The organism is Prevotella sp. kh1p2, assembly GCF_900111525.1.
In the GTDB taxonomy this organism is placed as follows: domain Bacteria; phylum Bacteroidota; class Bacteroidia; order Bacteroidales; family Bacteroidaceae; genus Prevotella.
In genome coordinates, this window is the sequence record NZ_FOHY01000015.1 from 1 (window position 1) to 21,941 (window position 21,941).

At 52.3% G+C, this 21,941-nt stretch carries 12 protein-coding genes and 1 pseudogene; 5 read left to right on the plus strand and 8 right to left on the minus strand.

What is annotated here, in order from left to right; translation table 11 throughout:
• Window positions 1-66 precede the first annotated feature (66 nt).
• Window positions 67-1,272, plus strand: a complete 1,206-nt coding sequence (locus BMW31_RS09630) for an IS256 family transposase (protein WP_091821058.1) — start codon at window positions 67-69, stop codon at window positions 1,270-1,272.
• A gap of 94 nt (window positions 1,273-1,366) precedes the next feature.
• On the opposite strand, the pseudogene carB reads toward BMW31_RS09630, so the two are convergent.
• The 8 genes and pseudogenes from carB to BMW31_RS09670 all read right to left on the minus strand — a co-directional run.
• Window positions 1,367-3,937: pseudogene (carB, locus tag BMW31_RS09635) on the minus strand (carbamoyl-phosphate synthase large subunit); the annotation flags it as partial.
• A gap of 37 nt (window positions 3,938-3,974) precedes the next feature.
• Window positions 3,975-5,639, minus strand: a complete 1,665-nt coding sequence (asnB, locus tag BMW31_RS09640; protein WP_091824818.1) for an asparagine synthase B — start codon at window positions 5,637-5,639, stop codon at window positions 3,975-3,977.
• Between the two features lie 177 nt (window positions 5,640-5,816).
• On the minus strand, window positions 5,817-7,661 hold the full coding sequence (glmS, locus tag BMW31_RS09645; protein ID WP_091824821.1) for a glutamine--fructose-6-phosphate transaminase (isomerizing): 1,845 nt from the start codon (window positions 7,659-7,661) through the stop codon (window positions 5,817-5,819).
• Between the two features lie 217 nt (window positions 7,662-7,878).
• Window positions 7,879-9,663, minus strand: coding sequence for an amidophosphoribosyltransferase (locus tag BMW31_RS09650; protein ID WP_091824825.1), 1,785 nt, complete (start codon window positions 9,661-9,663; stop codon window positions 7,879-7,881).
• Window position 9,664: 1 nt separating this feature from the next.
• Window positions 9,665-11,260 (minus strand): CTP synthase, encoded by a 1,596-nt coding sequence (locus BMW31_RS09655; RefSeq protein WP_091824829.1) that lies wholly within the window; start codon window positions 11,258-11,260, stop codon window positions 9,665-9,667.
• A 15-nt stretch (window positions 11,261-11,275) separates the two neighbouring features.
• Window positions 11,276-11,962, minus strand: a complete 687-nt coding sequence (locus tag BMW31_RS09660; protein WP_091824832.1) for a hypothetical protein — start codon at window positions 11,960-11,962, stop codon at window positions 11,276-11,278.
• 125 nt (window positions 11,963-12,087) lie between these two features.
• Complete coding sequence (locus BMW31_RS09665; protein ID WP_091824835.1) at window positions 12,088-13,341, minus strand: ammonium transporter; 1,254 nt, start codon at window positions 13,339-13,341, stop codon at window positions 12,088-12,090.
• A 34-nt stretch (window positions 13,342-13,375) separates the two neighbouring features.
• Window positions 13,376-13,723, minus strand: a complete 348-nt coding sequence (locus BMW31_RS09670) for a P-II family nitrogen regulator (RefSeq protein ID WP_091824838.1) — start codon at window positions 13,721-13,723, stop codon at window positions 13,376-13,378.
• A gap of 260 nt (window positions 13,724-13,983) precedes the next feature.
• Between BMW31_RS09670 and dapF the strand changes: the two genes are divergently transcribed.
• The 4 genes from dapF to BMW31_RS09690 are packed head-to-tail and all read left to right on the plus strand — an operon-like array spanning window position 13,984 to window position 21,926.
• The gene (dapF, locus tag BMW31_RS09675) at window positions 13,984-14,793 is read left to right on the plus strand and encodes a diaminopimelate epimerase (RefSeq protein ID WP_091825011.1); all 810 of its coding nucleotides are present in this window, start codon (window positions 13,984-13,986) and stop codon (window positions 14,791-14,793) included.
• A gap of 39 nt (window positions 14,794-14,832) precedes the next feature.
• Window positions 14,833-15,999: an LL-diaminopimelate aminotransferase gene (locus BMW31_RS09680; RefSeq protein ID WP_091824841.1), complete on the plus strand. Its 1,167-nt coding sequence runs from the start codon at window positions 14,833-14,835 to the stop codon at window positions 15,997-15,999.
• A 59-nt stretch (window positions 16,000-16,058) separates the two neighbouring features.
• On the plus strand, window positions 16,059-20,540 hold the full coding sequence (gene gltB / locus BMW31_RS09685) for a glutamate synthase large subunit (protein WP_091824845.1): 4,482 nt from the start codon (window positions 16,059-16,061) through the stop codon (window positions 20,538-20,540).
• 36 nt (window positions 20,541-20,576) lie between these two features.
• Window positions 20,577-21,926, plus strand: a complete 1,350-nt coding sequence (locus tag BMW31_RS09690) for a glutamate synthase subunit beta (RefSeq protein ID WP_091825015.1) — start codon at window positions 20,577-20,579, stop codon at window positions 21,924-21,926.
• The last annotated feature ends 15 nt before the right edge of the window (window positions 21,927-21,941 follow it).

Below are 21,941 nucleotides of genomic sequence, written 5' to 3' on the forward strand. Positions count from 1 at the left end.
CTCGAGAGTGTAAAGTAAACTGTGTCAGGCACCAATAAAAAAGTAGTTTAACACGTTTATTTTAAGATGGCAAACGAAGAAATAGATTACAAGTTGGCAGCCGAGCAATTACGTACAGGCAAGCCTTTATTTGGAAAAGACGGTGCTTTGGCACCGATGTTGGAGCGTATATTGAATGCAGCTCTTGAAGGTGAGATGGATGCTCACCTGAGTGTAGAATCCCGTGAGTCTGGCAATCGGCGTAACGGGAAGATGTCCAAGACAGTTCAGACACAATATGGTGAAGTGACCGTTGAGACTCCCCGTGACCGTGATGGCAGCTTTGATCCCCAGACTGTCCGCAAGCGTGAGACGATTCTTGCAGAAGGGATGGCAGACCAGATTATTGGCATGTATGCTTTTGGTACAAGCACCCGTGAGATTAGCCGCTACTTTGAGCGTGAGTTTAACACCAGACTGTCTGCAGAGACTATCAGTGCGATAACCGACCGTGTTCTGCCTGAGATTAAAGAGTGGAAGTCGCGTAGCCTTGATGCCGTATATGCTATCTGCTGGCTTGACGCCATCCATTACAAGGTCAAGGATGATGCAGGTCGTGCAGTCACTCGTGCCATTTACAATGTTCTGGGCATAAACAAGGAGGGTCATAAAGAGTTACTTGGCATGTACGTCGCAAAGAGCGAAGGAGCCAACTTCTGGCTTGAGGTGCTTACGGACTTGCAGAACCGTGGCGTGGAGGACATTATGATATGCTGTGTGGACGGTCTGAAGGGCTTCCCTGATGCTATCCAAAGCGTATTCCCACATACTGCCGTTCAACTCTGTATAGTGCATCAGATACGCAATTCCATCAAGTATGTTGGCAGCAAGCACCAGAAGGAGTTTCTGAAAGATCTGAAGCGTATCTATGGAGCCGTCAGCAAAGAGGCTGCGGAAACGGAACTTGACAACCTTGAAGCCAAATGGGGCGAACAGTATCCTATCGTCATCAAGTCATGGCGTGACAATTGGGAGCGCTTGGCGGAGTTCTTCCAGTACACCAAGGAAATCCGACGTCTCATATATACGACCAACACCGTCGAAGGCTACCACCGCCAGATACGCAAAGTTACGAAGAACAAGGGCGTATTCCCATCTGATACAGCCTTGGAGAAACTGGTCTATCTGGCATATCGTAATGTCAGCGAAAAGTGGACCATGCCCCTTGCGAACTGGGCACTCATCTCACAACAATTGGCAATAAAATTTGGAGATAGATTTGAAATTATGTAACTTCGCAACCAGAAAGGCTCCTCATTTGGAAAACACGATTAAAAAGCGTGTTCCTCATCTGAGGTTAATATAATAAGGAAAATGACCTTGACACAGTTCTATTTACACTACCGAGCTTCTCAAGAAACCAACAGTCTATCTTCGTCAGTTCATGAATCTGTTTTACGGAATAGCCCATCGCCATGGCCTTAGCGACTGCAAAAACACGGATGTCCGTGGCATGCCTGAGAGCTTCGATGACGTTCGGAATTTTAATCTCATGGTTATCGACAAAGCCATGCATGCCCTGTCCAATCATGCGCAAGCCCTTTTGGATGGCCTCTTCAAAGGTGCGGCCGATGGCCATCACCTCACCTACGCTCTTCATGCTTGAGCCCAGTTCGTGGTTCACGCCGTGGAACTTCGAGAGGTCCCAACGCGGAATCTTACAGACGACATAGTCGAGGGCAGGTTCAAAGAAGGCGCTGGTGGTCTTGGTGACGGAGTTCTTCAGTTCGAAAAGTCCGTAACCGAGTCCGAGCTTGGCAGCGACGAAGGCCAAGGGATAGCCCGTTGCCTTTGATGCCAAAGCAGACGAGCGACTCAGGCGAGCATTGACTTCGATGACACGATAGTCCTCGGAAACAGGGTCAAGAGCGTATTGCACGTTACACTCGCCCACGATGCCGATGTGACGTATTATCTTGATGGCAAGGGCACGAAGTTTGTGGTACTCACTGTTCGAGAGCGTCTGCGATGGAGCCACAACGATGCTCTCGCCCGTATGGATGCCGAGAGGGTCGAAGTTCTCCATGTTGCAGACGGTGATGCAGTTGTCGTAGCGGTCGCGCACCACTTCATATTCAATCTCTTTCCATCCTTTCAGCGACTTCTCTACTAACACTTGAGGAGAGAAGGCGAAAGCTTCCTCTGCCTGGGTCAGCAGTTCCTCATCGTTGTCACAGAAGCCCGAGCCAAGGCCACCGAGGGCATAGGCTGCACGAAGGATGACGGGGAAGCCCAGTCCGTGAGCGGCCTTCTGTACTTCCTCAATGGTATTGCAAGCTTCGCTCTTGATGGTCTTCACGCCAATCTCGCCAAGACGCTTGACAAAGAGGTCGCGGTCTTCGGTATCGATGATTGCCTGAACGGGTGTGCCAAGGACTTTGACACCATATTTCTCAAATACACCTTTCCTGTAAAGCTCCACGCCGCAGTTCAAAGCTGTCTGTCCGCCGAAACTCAGCAGGATGCCGTCCGGCCGCTCCTTCTCTATGACATGCTCCACGAAATCAGGCGTGACAGGCTGAAAATAGATAGTGTCCGCCACGTCCTTCGAAGTTTGGACAGTTGCAATGTTAGGATTGATGAGCACCGACCTGACACCTTCCTCTTTCAAGGCTTTCAGAGCCTGAGCACCGCTGTAGTCAAACTCTCCCGCCTGACCGATCTTGAGAGCACCGGAGCCAAGAAGGAGGACGGATTTAATAGTTGACGAGTTGACAAGTTGACGGGTTGACAAGACGTTTGATTCTACATCCAACTTGTCAACTTGTTTACTCGTCAACTTATTTACTTTTGATATAAACTCATCGAACATCCATTCCGTATCTGTTGGTCCTGAGCAGGCTTCGGGATGGAACTGTGCAGAGAACCATGGCATTGTCTTGTGGCGTATGCCTTCATTGGAGCCGTCGTTCATGTTGACGAACAGAGGTTCCCAGTCGGCAGGCAACGTCGAGGCATCGACGGCATAGCCATGATTCTGGCTTGTGATGAAGCAACGGGTGGTGCCCACAAGCTGCACCGGCTGGTTATGACTGCGATGACCATACTTCAGCTTGTATGTCTTTGCACCTGCAGCCCTTGCCAAGAGTTGGTTGCCGAGACAGATGCCCATGAGGGGCCGCACATTCGGATTGTTGAGGAAGGTGCGGATGAGCTCCACGGTCTTATTGCATTGCTCAGGGTCGCCAGGACCATTCGCCAGGAACAATCCATCGAAGTCAAGTTGGTTGAAGTCATAGTCCCACGGAACCCGGATGACTTCAACGCCTCTATTCACCAAGCAACGGATGATGTTTGCCTTTACACCACAGTCAACAAGAACGACTCTTGGAAATGAAGAATGAAGAGTGAATAATGAAGAATTTGCTGCCGCCGTAGGGTCTGGCTTGTACGTGATGACCTCCTTGCAGCTCACTTGCTCCACCCAATTGATGCTACCATAGTCAGAGTGTTCGAAGTAATCAGAGTTCTCAGAGATGATGATACGACCTCGCATCACGCCAGACTCCCTGAGCCGTTGGGTGAGCCTTCGCGTGTCGATGCCCGTAATGGCAGGAATCTTTTCCCGCTTTAGCCATTCGGCAAGCGACTCCTTGGCATTCCAATGGCTGTACCTCTCGCTGTAATCTGCCACAACGAGACCCTTGACGTGAATCCGCTCGCTTTCCATGAACTTGGGCAAGGGCTCGCCTCCTGTTTCAGGCACGCCATAGTTTCCTATCAAAGGATAAGTTGTCACCAGTATCTGGCCTGCATAGCTCGGGTCGGTGAGGCTTTCTGGATAGCCAGTCATTGCCGTGTTGAACACCACTTCGCCCACGGCATTTGCTTCGTAACCAAACGACCATCCGCAGAACTCTGTGCCGTCATCAAGTATCAGTCTCGCTTCTTTATTCATCTTATAGTCAAATTGTAAATTGTCAAATTGCTAAATCCTAATAAGCTTGTTTGTGAATCCCCTTGACAGCTCTTCCACTTGGATCGTTCATGTTCTTGAAAGCAGCATCCCATTCAAGGGCGATGGCTGTCGAGCACGCCACGCTTGCCTCTTGGTTTACGCTTCGCGCAGCAGACTCGCTTGGGAAATGCTCGGCGAAGATGCTGCGATAGTAGTACTCCTCCTTGTTGAGCGGCGGATTGATGGGGAAACGTTCTGCCGCATGTGCCATCTGTTCGTCGCTGACAGCTTCGGAGGTAATCTTCTTCAATGTGTCAATCCATGAATAGCCCACGCCGTCGCTGAACTGCTCCTTCTGCCGCCAAGCAATCTCTGCCGGCAACATATCGGCAAAGGCTTCGCGGACTATTTTCTTCTCAATCGTTGAGCCAGGGCACATCTTTGCTTCGGGATTTGTACGCATGGCTACGTCGAGGAACTCCTTGTCGAGGAAAGGCACACGTCCCTCTACGCCCCAGGCCGATAGGCTCTTGTTGGCACGGAGACAGTCGTAGTAGTGAAGCTTGCTGAGCTTGCGGACTGTCTCCTCGTGGAATGCCTTTGCGCTCGGTGCTTTGTGGAAATAGAGATAGCCGCCAAACACCTCGTCTGCTCCTTCGCCACTGAGCACCATCTTGATGCCCATCGATTTGATGACACGGGCAAGGAGATACATCGGAGTGGAAGCACGGACAGTCGTCACGTCGTATGTCTCGATGAAGTAGATGACATCGCGTATGGCATCAAGCCCCTCCTGTATGGTGTAGTTGATTTCGTGATGTACGGTGCCGATATGGTCGGCCACCAGCTTTGCTTTTGCCAAGTCGGGAGCCCCCTTCAAGCCTACCGCGAAGGAATGCAGACGAGGCCAATAGGCGCGTGTCTGCGAGTTGTCCTCTATGCGATGCTCGCTGAACTTCTCGGCAATAGCAGAGATGACAGAAGAGTCAAGTCCGCCGCTGAGTAGTACGCCATAGGGAACGTCGGACATCAACTGACGCCTCACCGAGTCCTTGAGAGCATCACGAATAGCATCGACGCTTGCTTCGTTATTCTTCACAGCATCATATTCAAACCAGTCACGATGGTAGTAGCGTTTCATACCAGGCTCTTTGCTCCAATAGTGATGCCCTGGCAGGAAGGGTTCGTATCGCTCACATTGACCTTCGAGTGCCTTCAGTTCGGAGGCAACATACACGGTGCCGTCGCTGTCATAGCCTATATACAGAGGTATCACGCCGATGGGATCGCGGGCTATCAGGAAGGCATCCTTCTCTTCGTCGTAAAGGGCGAAGGCGAAGATGCCGGAGATGTCCTCCAGGAAGTTGATGCCCTTGTCGTGATAGAGCGCAAGGATGACTTCGCAGTCGCTGCCCGTCTGGAAGTCGTAACGTCCGGCATATTGGCGGCGAATCTCCTGATGATTGTAAATCTCGCCGTTGACGGCCAGCACAACCTTCCTGTCGGGCGAGAACAAAGGCTGGCCGCCGCTCTCGGGGTCGACGATAGAGAGACGTTCGTGGGCAAGGATGGCCGTGCCGCCACAATAGATGCCGCTCCAGTCCGGACCACGGTGTCTGATTATCTGACTCATGCGCAAAGCCTTCTCGCGAAGCTCGTGCGTCTGCTTCTTGATGTTGAAGATTGATACTATTCCACACATAATGTTATTTACTATTTAATCATTTCCCATTTACCATTTCTCCCTCTCCCACGGGAGAGGGGTAAGGGGTGAGGACATTCTCAGCGTGCGGCGATTAACTTCGTCGCACGCGGAAATTCGAGATGCCGAGGTCCGCTTTTCTTCATTCCATTCATGTCTCTGTGGCTCAAAGGCTTTTTATTCCACCGTTACGCTCTTGGCAAGGTTCCTCGGGCGGTCAACGTCTTTGCCCTTGCAGACTGCGATATGGTAGGCCAGCAACTGGAGGGGTATGCTGGCGATGAGTGGCTGGAAGCACTCGAGCGTGTCGGGAAGGGTGATGATGTGGTCGGCAAACCTCTGTATCTGCGTGTCGCCTTCAGTGACGATTGCCGTGATTCGTCCGCCTCGCGCCCGCACCTCTTGGATGTTCGAGATGACCTTCTCGTAGAGACGGTCGCGGGTGGCAATGACGAAGACGGGCATTTCGCTGTCGATGAGGGCGATGGGGCCGTGCTTCATCTCTGCAGCGGGATAGCCTTCGGCGTGAATGTAGGAGATTTCCTTCAGTTTCAGTGCACCTTCCAGGGCCAGGGGATAGTTGTAGCCGCGCCCAAGGTAGAGGCAATTCCGGGCATAGGTGAAGATGGGGGCAAGGAGGGCTATTTGCTCATTGGTCTTGAGGGCTTGCTCCATCTTGGCAGGAATCAGGGTGAGCTCCCTGACCATCTGCCGATACAGCTCCTCGGAGATGGTCTTCCGCTCAGAAGCCAGGCATAGTGCCAGCATGGTGAGCACGGTCAGCTGTCCGGTGAAGGCCTTGGTGGATGCAACTCCGATTTCCGGGCCGACATGGATGTACGTCCCCGTGTCTGTGGCCCTTGGGATGCTGGAACCAATGGCGTTGCATATGCCGTAGATGAAGGCTCCTTTCTGTTTGGCAAGCTGGATGGCGGCCAGCGTGTCGGCGGTCTCACCGCTCTGCGAAATGGCTATCACCACATCGTCCTTCGTCACGACGGGGTTACGATAGCGGAATTCCGAGGCATACTCCACTTCGCATGGGATGTGACACAAGCTTTCGAAGAGCTGTCCGGCTATGAGTCCGGCGTGCCAAGACGTGCCGCATGCCACGATGACGATACGCTTCGCGCCAAGCAACTGCCTGCGATGGTCGATTATGGCCGACAGCGTCACATGATTACCCTCGACGTTGATGCGCCCTCGCATACAGTTCTTCAGGCACTCGGGCTGCTCGAAGATTTCCTTCAGCATGAAGTGTTCGTAGCCGCCCTTCTCTATCTGTCCGAGGTTGAGGTCCACGGTGCTCACCTTCAGTTGCTGTTCTTTGCCGAGGATGCTCAGCACCTTCAGTTCCTCGCCCAAGCGGATGACCGCGATGTTGCCGTCGTCCAGATAGACCACCTTGTCGGTGTAGTCGATGATGGGACTGGCGTCGGAGCCCAGGAAGAACTCGTCCTGGCCGATACCCACCACGAGTGGGCTCTGCTTGCGTGCTGCTATAATCTGCCGGGGCTCGCGCTTGTCGACGATGGCGATGGCGTAGGCTCCTATCACCTGATGGAGTGCCACCTGCACGGCTTCGAGCAACGGGAGGTTCTTCTTCACCATGATGTACTCCACGAACTGCACCAGCACCTCTGTGTCTGTGTCGCTCTTGAACTCCACGCCTTTCGTCTGCAGCTGCATCTTGATGTCGGCGTAGTTCTCGATGATGCCATTATGGATGATGGCAAGGTTCTGGCTCCGGGAATAGTGAGGGTGAGCGTTGCGGGCCGACGGCTCGCCATGCGTCGCCCAACGCGTATGGGCGATACCCACGCAGCCCGTCACGTCCTTGTCGCTGCAATAGTCGGTCAGGTTGTCAACCTTTCCTTTGGTCTTGTACACGTTGAGCTCGCCGCAGTCGCTGATCATTGCCACTCCGGCACTGTCGTAGCCACGATACTCCAGGCGTTTCAGGCCCTTAATCAGTATCGGATAGGCTTTCTTCGTTCCGATGTATCCTACAATTCCACACATAACTTTATTTGTTGTTTAACTGTTTCCTGAAGTTCCGAATGCCCTGTGCACGGAATCGTCGCAGGGCGTGGGAAATAACGCTTGACCGTTGTCGGCATAACGCTTGACCCTTATCGGCATAATGGCTGACCGTTTCGGAGATAACCCTTGACCGTTATCGGCGGCGGGCTGTACGGAGGGTCTGCGCATGGGTTTCCGTGTATGTCCGAGACTTGAATCATTCATCGTTTTCTGTTCTTTTTCCCCTCTCGCGCGGGAGAGATGTCATGCGCCTGAAGTCCACGAATGCCTGGTTGACGAGTCGGTTTCCGCCAGGAGTAGGGTAGTGGCCTGTGAAGTACCAGTCGCCTTGGTGCTCAGGGCAAGCGGCGTGCAAGCCTTCGATTGTCTGAAAGACGAACTCCACCGGTGCTTGCATTCCTGCGGGACGAAGCATTTCGGCCATCTTCCCGTTGATGTCTTCAATGCAGAACGGTTCGTAGATGGCACTGACGCAGTTGCGTTGCTCTGCTGCTGGCTTACGGAGCTCAGAAAGACATGACTCGTAAGTGTCTGTGATTAGTTGCCACATACCACGCTCTTCGATGAGGGCGATGGTGGCACGAAAAGCACAGAACTCCTCCAGGCGCGCCATGTCGATGCCATAGTAGTCGGGGTAGCGAATCTGTGGCGAACTGCTCACCATTACTATCTTCCGAGGATGCAAGCGGTCGAGTATCTTGAAGATGCTTTCCTTCAAAGTGGTGCCCCGAACAATGCTGTCGTCAATGATGACAAGGTTGTCTTCGTATGGCCGCAGGGAGCCGTAGGTGATGTCATAGACATGCGAGGCAAGGTCGTTGCGCGAGCCTGCTTCCGTGATGAAGGTGCGCAGCTTGATGTCCTTCCATGCCACCTTTTCGCTCCGTACGTTTAGGCCTTGGCTTCGCAAGCCCTCCATCATTCCATAAAATGCAACCTCGGCTGTGTTAGGAATGAAGGAAAAGACAGTATGCCCGGTGTCACCGTCGATGGCCTTGAGGATGGGTGCTGTGAGCTGCTGCCCAAGTTGTTTGCGCTCACGGTAGATGTCGCGGTCGGAACCACGACTGAAGTAGATGCGCTCGAACGAACATCTCGTCTGCTTCTTGGACTCCAGGATTGTTTCCAAAGCAGAGGTGCCGTTCTTATGCACGACGAGCGCCTGGCCTGCTGGCAACTCCTGAACGTCATCGCAGGCGAGGTCGAAGGTCGTCTGCAATACGGCACGCTCACTGCTGGCGGCCACAACCTCATCGTCACTATAGAAGAAGGCAGGCCGTATGCCCCAAGGGTCGCGCATAGCAAACATCTCGCCGCTGCCTGTCATGCCGCACATCACGTAGCCTCCGTCGTAGTCGGCCATCGTGGTGCGCAATACATTTGCCATCTGTACGCCTGCTTCGATGTAATGGGTAATGTCTGTGCCTTCCAGTCCTTTTGTTTTAGCTTCGACAAAGAGACGTTCCACTTCTCGGTCCAGACGATGCCCCATCAGTTCGAGTGTGATATAGGAGTCGCTGTAGATGCGCGGCGACTGTCCCTGCCTGACCATCTTCGTGAATATCTCGTCAATGTTCGTCATGTTGAAGTTGCCGCAAAGACAGAGATTCTTTGCCCGCCAGTTGTTGCGGCGCAGGAAAGGATGAACGTATTGCAAGCCGCTCTTGCCTGTCGTGCTGTAGCGCAGGTGTCCCATGTAGAGCGAAGCCCCTTCCCATTCCTGCGTCACATGGTCGAAGACTTCTGTGATGGCATCTTTGCCCATTGCCTTCTCACGAAACATGTACTCCGAGCCAACGGGTGCATTCATGTCAACGCAGGCAATGCCTGCACCCTCCTGTCCGCGGTTATGCTGCTTCTCCATCATCAGATAGAGCTTGCCAAGGCCATAGGACGCTGTGCCATACTTTTCTTTATAATAGTCTTGCGGCTTCAGCAGCCTTATCAATGCCACACCGCATTCATGTTTTAACTGTTCCATATCAGATGCAAGCTTTTATAAACGACATGAACAAGGGATGTGGATGTAGCACCGTTGAGGAGTATTCAGGGTGGAACTGCGTTCCGATGTACCAACGTAGGGACGGTATTTCCACAATCTCGACAAGGTTTGTGCCGGGGTTGATGCCCACGCACTTCATGCCCCTGACCTCATATTCCTCTTTATATATATTATTGAACTCATAGCGATGCCGATGCCTTTCGCTAATCTTTGTCGTGCCTCCGTATGCTTCACAGGCACGGCTGCCTTCGGTGAGTTCGCAATTGTAAGCGCCAAGTCGCATGGTGCCGCCCATCTGCGTGACAGACTTCTGTTCTTCCATCATGTCGATGACGTTGTGTTCGGTCTGATTTTCCATCTCACTGCTGTTGGCATCCTCGTAGCCCAGCACATTCCTCGCAAACTCAATCACCATCATCTGCATGCCCAGACAGATGCCGAAGGTTGGGATGTCGTGCGTTCGGGTGTATTTGGCGGCGACAATCTTTCCTTCGATGCCACGCTGCCCGAAGCCCGGACAGATGATGATGCCTGCCAGGCCTTCCAGCTTCTCCGCTACGTTCTCATCGGTGACACCTTCGCTGTTAATGAAGTGGATCTTTGTCCTCACGCCATCGTAGATGCCTGCCAGGTTCAGACTCTCGCGGATGCTTTTGTAGGCATCTTGCAGGTCGTACTTGCCGACCAAGCCGATGTTGATTTCACGTGTAGCACGACGCCAGTTGTTGAGAAAGTTGCGCCAAGGTTTCATGGCAGGAGTCTCGCCGCTGGGTATGCCTATCTTACGCAGGATGGCAGCATCGAGTCCTTGCCTCTGCATACTCACAGGTACTTCGTAGATGCTTGCCATGTCTTCGCTCTGCACTACGCATTCCAGGCTGACATTGCAGAACGAAGCCACCTTCAGACGCAATGCGTCGTCGAGGTGGCGTTCGGTTCGCAGCACAAGGATGTCGGGCTGGATGCCCATGCCTTGCAGTTCCTTGACGGAATGTTGGGTGGGCTTCGTCTTCAGTTCGTCGGCAGCTTTCAGATAAGGAACGTATGTGAGGTGTACGCAGACAGCGTCGCGCCCCAACTGCCACCGAAGCTGACGGATGGCTTCCATGAACGGCGCGCTCTCTATGTCGCCGATGGTGCCGCCGACCTCTGTGATGACGAAGTCCAACTCCTCTTCCTCTACATCTTCGCGAAGCATTCGCCGCTTTATCTCGTCCGTGATGTGCGGCACCACCTGAATGGTCTTGCCCAGGTAGTCGCCACGGCGTTCGCGGTCGATGACGGTCTTGTAGATGCGTCCCGTCGTGATGCTGTTGTGGCGGGTAGTGCGTATGCCGGTGAACCGCTCGTAGTGCCCGAGGTCAAGATCTGTCTCCATGCCGTCTTCCGTCACATAACATTCGCCGTGCTCGTAGGGATTGAGCGTACCTGGGTCGATGTTGATGTACGGGTCGAACTTCTGGATAGTGATTTTGTAGCCGCGTGCTTGCAGCAGTTTGCCGATGCTGGCGGAGATGATTCCCTTCCCGAGAGAGGAAACCACGCCGCCAGTGACGAAGATGTACTTTGTGTTCATGTGTCTGAAGGTTTTTTATATAGAGAATGATGTGCCGAAGATGATGTAGAGCTTCTCTGCCCTTGGGTTGCCCGTCAGACCTGCAAATACTGGCAGATGCCATTTCTGCTTGATGATGAAATCCTTGGTGGCACGCAGGGAGATGTTCGTGACGCAGAAGCCGTTGGTATCGTAGGATGTTGTGGCATAGGGCACGGCTCCGAAGGTGGCAGTCCAGTCGAGTTTGGCAAGACGGAAGGGTGCCACAATCTCGAAGTAACTGCTGTAGGCTCGCTTGCCGCTGCGGTTCAGGCCGTCGTTGCCGGCAAAGTTCGTGAACCACTGCACGCTGAGGAAGCCGAAGTCGTAGCCGACGTTTGCTTCCCACACATGGGTCGTCTGGTGAGCTTTATAGTTGAAGTAGTTGCCTTCAGAGAACCAATAGTCGGTCAAACCAACGTTGAAGCCTTTGAATTCATAGGCCAACGTGAAGTCAAGCTCTTTTGCATCGTCCGAATTGAAGCCGACACTGCCCCAAGAGGTCAGGCTCAAGCCTTTGTAATTGATGCCAAGTGTGGGCTGCAGGCTGACGTTACCGAGCTTCTGACCACGCCAGATGTACTGGCTGACGAAGTCGCAACCTATCGTCGCTCCTACTTTATCTTTTGCTCCCGCCGCAGTCAGGCAGACTGCGGACAGGAGTATCATAATCAATCTTTTCATGTGCTTTTTATGTTTAATGTATGTGTTGCGAATAAACTACTAACGTGTGGTTTGTAATTTACTAATGAGTAAATCGTCATTTACTAACGAGTAATTTGCCATTTACTAACGAGTAGTTTGTCTCTTTAATTGTAACATGTCTCTCCGTGCTCATATACATCCAGTCCTTCGTCCTCGATGCGGGCATCGACGCGAAGGCCGTGAAGCCGCCTTATTCCGTAGAACAGGACGAAGCCACAGGCTGCTGCCCAGAGGTCGATGACAAGGATGCCGAAACACTGTGCCCCGAAGAAGCCCCAGCCACCGCCGTACAGAGCGCCGCCCGATGTGGAGAGCAGACCTGTCAGCAAAGTGCCCAGGATGCCGCAGACGCCATGAACGGAACTGGCGCCAACAGGGTCGTCGATGTGCAACTGATGGTCGATGAACTCAATGGAATAGACAAGTATGGTGCCACACACAAGTCCGATGACAACGGCTCCCACGGGCGAGACGAGGTCGCAACCTGCCGTGATGCCCACCAGCCCTGCCAGCACGCCGTTGAGCATCAGGGAGAACGAGGGCTTGCCATACTTCAGCCATGTGACGAACATTGTCGCTATGCCTCCGGCAGCTGCGGCAAGGTTTGTGGTCAGAAGCACGTGGCAGATGGCCTTGCGGTTTACATCGCCCGAAGCTGCCAACTGTGAGCCAGGGTTGAAACCGAACCAGCCAAGCCAAAGAATGAATACTCCGAGGGCAGCCAACGTCAGTGAATGGCCGGGAATGGCACGGCTGCTGCCGTCCTTTGCATATTTGCCGCGACGGGCACCAAGTGCCATCGCTCCTATCAATGCCAGCACGCCGCCCACGCTATGAACAATGGCAGAACCGGCGAAGTCGTGGAAGACGGCACCGAAGGTCTGCATCATGAACCCGTCCTCTGCTTCATTACAGAGCCAACCGCCGCCCCAAGTCCAGTGTCCCTCAATGGGGTAGATGAACAAAGATATGACAGCGCTGTAGATGACGTACATCGAGAACTTGGTGCGCTCTGCCATTGCTCCGCTGACGATTGTTGCAGAGGTGGCGCAGAAGACGGTCTCGAACATCAGGAAACCCTCTACGGGCAGGTCGCCATGATAAAAGGATAGGTCGCCCCAGTTGGGCATACCGATGAAGCCCGCGCCGTCTGAGCCAAACATGAAACCAAAGCCGATGAACCAGAACAGCAACGAGCCGAACATGAAGTCCACGAAGTTCTTGAACAGAATGTTTGCGGTGTTCTTGCCGCGCGTGAAGCCTGCTTCGCATAAGGCAAAGCCCGGCTGCATCCAGAAAACAAGCATGGCTGCCAGAAGCATCCATACGGTATCGAGTGAAAGTGCAATGTCGTTCATAATTAAATAATGTGTTGTGTTTCGTTAACTCTGATTATTTCTTGTCTCTCAGCACTGTGTCGCCGTGTTCGCCGGTACGGATGCTCCATGTGTCAATCATGTCGCTTATGAAGATGCGGCCGTCGCCTACCTCGCCTGTATGTGCTGTTTCGATGATCACCTTCACGGTGGGTTGGACAAACTGGTCGCGACAAACGATGGTCAGTGCTACACGTTCTATGACGTCGGTCGAGTATTGAACGCCACGATAGATACGCTCTTGTCGGCTCTGACCAATGCCATGCACGTCGTGATACTCAAACCAGTCGATGTCCGACGAAAGCAGCGCTTCCTTGACATCCTCAAACTTCGTCTTCCTGATGATAGCTTCAATTCTTTTCATACTTAAATAAGTGTTACCAATGAGCGTCCTATTTTTACACATTGCAATGTTTTCGATGCAAAGTTATGACAATATGTTCGATTAAACAAGAACAGACGGTCAAAATGATATGTTTTGATATATTTTACTTGATATATGTCAATTAAAACATCGTTAAAGTGTGCTTTTGTTTGCGAAATTAGGTTGTTTTGTTTCAAAATGCTTACCTTTGCATCAGAATTAAGCAAATATGTCAGTCAAATAAAGAAATTCTATACAAAATGGAACATAAGATTCATTTCACAAAGATGCATGGTGCTGGCAACGACTATATATATGTTGACACATTATATTATAATATAGAAGAGCCCGAGGAGTTGGCACGCCGGTGGAGCGACAGGCATAAAGGCATCGGCTCCGACGGACTTGTACTGATAGGACGCAGCCCCATTCCCGAAGCTGACTTTACGATGCGCATCTTCAATGCCGATGGGTCGGAGGCCATGATGTGTGGCAACGCCAGTCGATGCGTGGGGAAGTATGTATATGAAAAGGGACTGACGACCAGCAAGGAAGTCAGATTGCTCACTCCCTCCGGCATAAAGACAATCCATTTGAGTGTCCGTGATGGTCTCGTCGATGCCAGCACAGTCGATATGGGCGAGCCTGTCTTCGAGAACCCCTTGCAGTTTCTGCCACAGGGAACAGGTCTCAGGGAGGGAACGTTCGTCTCGATGGGCAATCCCCACTATGTCGTTTTCACTGAAGATATAGATGCCGTTGAGCAGGAAGGTCGTGGACTGGAACATCATCCCGCGTTTCCCGAACGCTGCAACATCGAGTTTGCCGAAATGCGTCCTGACGGCATTCGAGTGCGCGTTTGGGAGCGCGGCAGCGGCATCACCCAGGCTTGTGGCACGGGAGCCTGTGCCGTGGCTGTGGCAGCTGCATTGACTGGACGTGCAGAAAGAAGGAGTCGCATCCTCATGGATGGTGGCACGCTGGACGTTAAATGGTGCCTTCAGGACAATCACGTCTATTTGACGGGACCGGCCGAGTTCGTGTTTGAAGGAGAAATAGAACTGTCGTGATAACGAAATAACGTAATAACGAAATAACGAAATAACGAAATGATCAGCGAAAACTACTTAAAGCTGTCAGAGTCGTATCTCTTTGCAGAGATTGCCCGGAAGGTAAACGACTATAAGAAGAAACATCCGGAGGCGGACATCATTTCATTGGGAATAGGCGACGTGACTCAACCTCTAGCCTCGGCTGTTATTGAAGCTATGCACAAGGCCGTGGACGAGATGGCTGTGGCAGCATCGTTCCGCGGCTATGGCCCTGAACGTGGCTATGACTTCCTGCGCGAAGCAATTGTAGAGAATGACTTCCGCAGACACGGCATCGACGTTGAGGCGGACGAGATATTCGTCAGTGATGGAGCGAAGAGCGACACAGGCAACTTCCAGGAACTGCTTTCCAAGAAGTGTGTGGTGGCTGTCACGGACCCCGTTTATCCTGTCTATGTAGACTCCAATCTGATGGCAGGCAGGACAATCGTCAAGCTTCCTTGCACGCCGGAGAACGGCTTCGTGCCCGAACTGCCCAGTGACCATGTGGACGTCATCTACCTCTGCTATCCCAACAATCCGACGGGCACGACGCTCACAAAAGCGCAGCTGAAGGCGTGGGTGGACTATGCCATTCGGGAAGAGGCGCTCATCCTCTACGATGCAGCCTATGAGGCTTATATCCAGAGTGAAGATGTGCCGCACAGCATCTACGAGATACCTGGAGCAAGCAAGTGTGCCGTAGAGTTTCACTCCTATTCAAAGACGGCAGGCTTCACTGGCATCCGATGCGGGTACACCGTTGTGCCGAAGACCTTGAGAATGCCGCTGAATGCGTTGTGGAACAGGCGTCAATGCACCAAGTTCAATGGCGCGAGCTACCTCTCCCAAAGGGCGGCGGAAGCCATCTACACATCTCAGGGCAAGGTTCAGATAAAGGAAACGACTTCCTATTATATGAAGAATGCGCACGTGATGCGGGCGTCATTGACAGACATGGGCTTCAAGGTCTATGGCGGCATAGATGCACCTTACCTATGGGTCAAGACACCTGGCAACATGATGTCGTGGGAGTTCTTCGACTGGATGCTTCAATCAGCCCACATCGTCTGCACTCCCGGCGTTGGCTTTGGCGACAAAGGAGAAGGCTTCGTACGACTTACGGCCTTTGGCACACACGAGAATACAGTAAAGGCGCTTCGCCGAATAAATAGTAAATTGTAAAGACCCCCTAACCCCCTTTAGAGGGAATAAATTGTAAATCGCAAATCGTCAAATTGTAAATGAATCAAGGTTTATATCAGGAAGCATACGAGCACGATGCCTGCGGCGTGGGCATGGTGGTACACATTCACGGAGGCAAGAGCCACGAACTTGTTGACAACGCATTGAAGGTGCTGGAGAACATGGAGCATCGTGGTGCAGAGACCAGGGACAAGACGGGCGATGGTGCAGGCATCATGGTGCAGATTCCGCATGAGTTCATTCTCCTGCAAGGCATTCCTGTACCTGAGAAAGGTCGGTACGGCACGGGGCTTGTGTTCCTTCCAAAAGACGAAAAGGCCCAGCAAACAATACTGAGCATAATGATAGAAGAGATTGAGCGCGAAGGACTGGAGCTGATGCATGTCAGGACTGTGCCGACATGTCCCGATGTTTTGGGCGTGGGAGCGAGAGACGTTGAGCCTGACATTAAGCAAATCTTCGTGACAGGAGCGACTGAAGAGCAAGCTCCGAAGCTCGACGGCATATTATATAAGATAAGGAAGCGCATAGAGAAACGCACCGACAACGAGGACTTCTACATCTGCTCCCTTTCTTCGAAGAACATCATCTACAAGGGCATGTTGACTTCCGGTCAACTGCGAAGATACTTCCCCGACCTGTCAAGCCCATACTTTACAAGCGGACTTGCCCTCGTACATTCTCGTTTCTCTACCAATACCTTCCCGAAGTGGAAGCTGGCGCAGCCCTTCCGCCTGTTGGCACACAATGGCGAAATCAATACCATTCGAGGCAATCGTGGATGGATGAAAGCAAGGGAGAGCGTGCTCAGCAGCGAGGCTTTGGGCGACATCAAGGACTTGCGGCCTATCGTTCAGGAAGGAATGAGCGACTCGGCAAGCCTTGACAATGTCTTCGAGTTCCTTACGATGAGTGGTCTCTCGCTGCCACAGGCAATGGCAATACTTGTGCCCGAAAGCTTCAGCGACAAGAATCCGATAAGCGAGGACCTCAAGGCTTTCTACGAATATCATTCCATTTTGATGGAGCCGTGGGACGGACCTGCTGCACTACTCTTTAGTGACGGACGCTATGCAGGCGGCATGCTCGACAGAAACGGCCTTCGTCCCAGTCGCTATACGATTACGAAGCAAGGCATAATGGTAGTGGCTTCGGAAGTAGGAGTGATGGACTTCGAACCAAGCGACGTTGTCAGCAAAGGACGCTTGCAGCCTGGTAAGATTCTGCTTATCGACACGCAGGAAGGAAAGATCTACTATGATGGCGAGATAAAAGAACAACTGGCAAAGGCGCACCCCTATCGTGAATGGCTCCAGGCGAACCGTATCCAGTTGGAGAAGCTCAAGAGCGGTCGGCATGTCGAGAATTCTGTCCCGAACTACGAACGCAAGCTCATCAACTTCGGCTTCGGACAGGAGGACATCGACAGAACGATCGTCCCAATGGCAACAGCAGGACAGGAACCTGTGGCAGCGATGGGCAACGACACGCCGTTGGCAGTCATCAGCGACCGTCCGCAGATTCTCTTCAACTACTTCCGTCAGCAGTTCGCCCAGGTAACAAACCCTGCCATCGACCCCATTCGCGAGGAACTGGTGATGTCGTTGACGGAGTACATAGGAGCCGTAGGCACAAACATCCTGACGCCCGATGCCTCGAACTGTAAGATGGTACGCTTGCCACAGCCTGTGCTCACGAACACACAACTCGATATATTATGTAATATAAGGTACAAGGGGTTCAATACTAAGAAGCTCGCTATTTTGTTCGAGATACAGAAGGGAGCAAGTGGACTTCGCGCAGCCATTGAAGACCTATGCAAAGAAGCCGAGCAGAGTGTAAATGAAGGTGTTAACTACATCATTCTTTCTGATAGAGACATCGATGAGACACACGCCGCTATCCCATCATTGTTGGCAGTAAGTGCTGTTCATCACTATTTGATTTCCGTCGGTAAGCGTGTACAAACGGCTCTTATCGTAGAGAGTGGCGAAATTCGCGAAGTGATGCATGCCGCCTTGTTGTTAGGTTATGGCGCGAGTGCCATTTGTCCTTACATGACTTTTGCAGTCTTGGACGACCTCGTGAAGAAGCATAAGATTCAGGAGGAATACGCCACCGCTGAAGCCAACTATATCAAGGCGGTCGATAAAGGCCTGAAGAAGGTAATGAGCAAGATGGGCATTTCTACCATACGCTCGTATCGGGGCGCAAAGATATTCGAGAGCATCGGACTTGGCGAGGATTTGCTCAGGAGGTACTTCGGCACAGAGGTAAGCACCATTGGTGGCATCGGACTGAAGGAGATTGCCCGTGATGCGACTCGCTTACACGATGAGGCATTCAAGCCTGCTGATATTAACGAGTTCTTGCCAAACAACGGTCAGTTCTCTTGGCGAAAGGATGGCATCCTACACGCATGGCATCCCGACACGATTGCCAACCTGCAGATTGCCACAAGGCTTGGCTCGTACAAGAAATTCAAGGAATGGTCTGCGATGGTGGACGAGAAGGAGAAGCCTATCTTCATCCGCGACTTCTTCGGGTTCAAGAAAGTTGCAAAGCCAACGCCCATCGACGAGGTAGAGCCGGTGGAAAGCATCGTCAGGCATTTTGTGACGGGTGCCATGTCGTTTGGGGCATTAAGCATCGAGGCACATGAGGCTTTGGCGTTGGCCATGAACAAACTTGGCACACGCAGCAACACTGGCGAAGGTGGCGAGGATAATGCCCGCTATCATTCGGAAGTGGATGGCGTGTCGCTTTCCAGCAAGACTAAGCAGATTGCATCAGGTCGGTTTGGCGTGACGGCAGAGTACCTTGTGAATGCTGAGGAGATTCAGATTAAGGTGGCACAAGGTGCAAAACCTGGCGAGGGCGGACAGTTGCCCGGCTTCAAGGTGAACGAGATTATAGCCAAGACGCGTAACGCCATTCCGGGCATCAGCCTCATCTCTCCGCCACCTCACCACGACATCTACAGTATCGAAGACCTTGCGCAACTCATCTTCGACCTGAAGAACATCAATCCGACGGCTGCGGTCAGCGTCAAGTTGGTTGCCGAAAGTGGTGTTGGGACCATTGCCGCTGGTGTGGCAAAGGCAAAGGCCGACCTCATCGTCATTAGTGGTGCAGAAGGTGGAACGGGTGCAAGTCCTGCAAGCAGTATGCGCTTTGCTGGCATCAGTCCTGAGATTGGACTGGCCGAGACACAGCAGACACTTGTAAAGAATGGCTTGCGCAATCAGGTTCGCCTACAGACTGACGGACAATTGAAGACTGCCAAGGACGTCATCATCATGGCGATGCTTGGTGCCGACGAGTTCTCGTTCGGTACGTTGCCGCTTATTGTTTTGGGTTGTGTGATGATGCGCAAGTGCAATACCAACACCTGCCCTGTAGGCGTGGCTACGCAAGACGAACGCCTTCGTGCCCGTTTCATGGGCAAGTCGGAGTATGTGGTCAACTTCTTTACCTTCCTCGCCCAGCAGGTACGAGAATATCTTAGCGAGATAGGTGTTCACAAATTGAAGGACATCATCGGCCACACGGAGCTGATAGAGATACAATTGTCAAGTGTTACAGACAAACAGAAGACCATCGACTTCTCCCGTCTCCTTTATCAGTCCGCCACAGATCTACCTCTCTATTGGGACAGAAGCGAGTTTACAAAGGTCTGCGGAGTTAAAGATGAGGAGATAATAAAGGAAGTGCAGAAGAGTATCGACGAGCAGGAAGAGACGACGCTCGACTTCGCCATCAAGAATACTGACAGAGCTGTGGGCACGATGCTTTCAGGCGTTATTGCCAAGAAATATGGTGAAGCAGGACTGCCGGACGGGACTATCAACATCAAGTTCAAGGGTTCTGCTGGGCAATCGTTTGGTGCATTTGCTGTGAAAGGAATGAGCCTGAGGCTCGAAGGAGAGGCTAACGACTACTTCGGCAAAGGTCTGAGCGGAGGACGCATCAGCATCTTGCCTTCTCGTGGAAGTAATGCTGAGTTCCATGCCGAGGACAACATCATAGCTGGCAACACGGGGCTTTATGGTGCTACAAGTGGAGAACTATACGTCAACGGACAGGTCGGCGAGCGCTTTGGCGTGAGAAACAGCGGAGCGATTGCTGTCATCGAAGGCGCAGGCGACCATTGCTGCGAATACATGACAGGCGGACGTGTTGTGGTTCTTGGTAAGACTGGGCGTAATTTCGCAGCCGGAATGAGTGGCGGTGTGGCTTATGTCTATGACCCAGACCACACTTTCGACTACTTCTGCAACATGGATATGGTGGAGATAAACCTTGTGGAGGATACGGTTAGCCGCAAGGAACTGCTCGAACTCATCCGTCAGCATTACCTCCACACAGGTTCTGCCCTCGCAGGACGAATGCTCGATGACTGGCAACGCTACGTCGAGGATTTCATCCAGGTTGTACCTATCGAATACAAGCGTGTCTTGCAGGAGGAGCAGATGGCAAAGCTTTCGCAGAAGATTGCAGAAGTTCAGAGAGACTACTAATGTTCAATGTTCAATTATCAATGTTCAATAGATAAGATGGGAAATCCGAAAGCATTTCTGACTGTGCCTCGCAAAGAGGCTGGATACAGACCTATTCACGACCGCATACATGACTTTGGCGAAGTGGAACAGACGCTCAACACGCGCGACAGGCAGGAACAGGCCAGCCGTTGCATGGATTGCGGCGTGCCTTTCTGCCATTGGGCTTGTCCGCTTGGCAACAAAGACCCTGAATGGAATGACGCACTTTATCATGGCGAGTGGGAAACAGCATATAAGTTATTGAAGAAGACCAATCCCTTCCCCGAGTTCACGGGCCGCATTTGTCCGGCTCTTTGCGAGAAGGCTTGCGTGCTCTATCATACCACGGGCGAGGCTGTCACCAATCGCGAGAATGAAGCCGCCATTGCTGAGCGAGCCTTCCTGGAAGGATATGTGACCATTGAGCACCCCAAGCGCAACGGACATCGTGTAGCTGTCGTCGGTAGTGGTCCTGCTGGGCTTGCTGCTGCGAATGCCCTCAACTATATGGGCTATGAGGTGACTGTCTTTGAGAAGAACGAAGCCGCTGGCGGACTCTTGCGTTATGGCATCCCCAACTTCAAACTGAACAAGAAAATCATCGACAGGAGAATTGAGGTCATGGAGCAAGAAGGCATAACCTTCCGCTATGGCGAAGCCGTTACGTCTATTGCGATGTTATCGCAACAACAATTCTCCGCCATCATCCTCGCTACCGGCACACCTGTCGCAAGAGATTTGAAAGTTCCTGGCCGCGAACTTAAAGGCGTGCATCTTGCTCTTGAACTGCTCTCTCTGCAGAACCGTGTCCTTGCTGGCATGGAGTTCTCAAAGGAAGAGCGCATCACGGCAAAGGGCAAGGATGTCCTCGTCATCGGTGGCGGCGATACAGGAAGCGACTGCATCGGCACGGCTCATCGTCAAGGCTGCAAGAGTGTGACGCAGATTGAGATTATGCCCAAGCCGCCAGTCGGTCACAATCCCTCTACGCCTTGGCCAAGCTGGCCTGTCATTCTCAAGACGACCAGCAGCCACGAAGAAGGTTGTACACGTCGTTGGAACATCAATACCCTCGAGTTCCTCGGAGAGAATGGAAAGGTGACAGGTGTCAAGGTGCAGGAAATAGAATGGAAGCCCAACCCAGAAGGCGGACGACCGTTAATGGTGGAAAAGAACGAGCCGGAAATCATCAAGGCCGACCTTGTCCTGCTGGCGATGGGCTTCCTTAAGCCCGAACATCCCGAGTACCCTGAGAATGTCTTCGTCTGTGGTGATGCTGCTAATGGCGCTTCGCTTGTGGTGAGAGCCATTGCATCAGGACTTCAGACAGCTAAACGAGTTAACGAATACTTGAGTAAACAATAATCATTCACCCTTTAA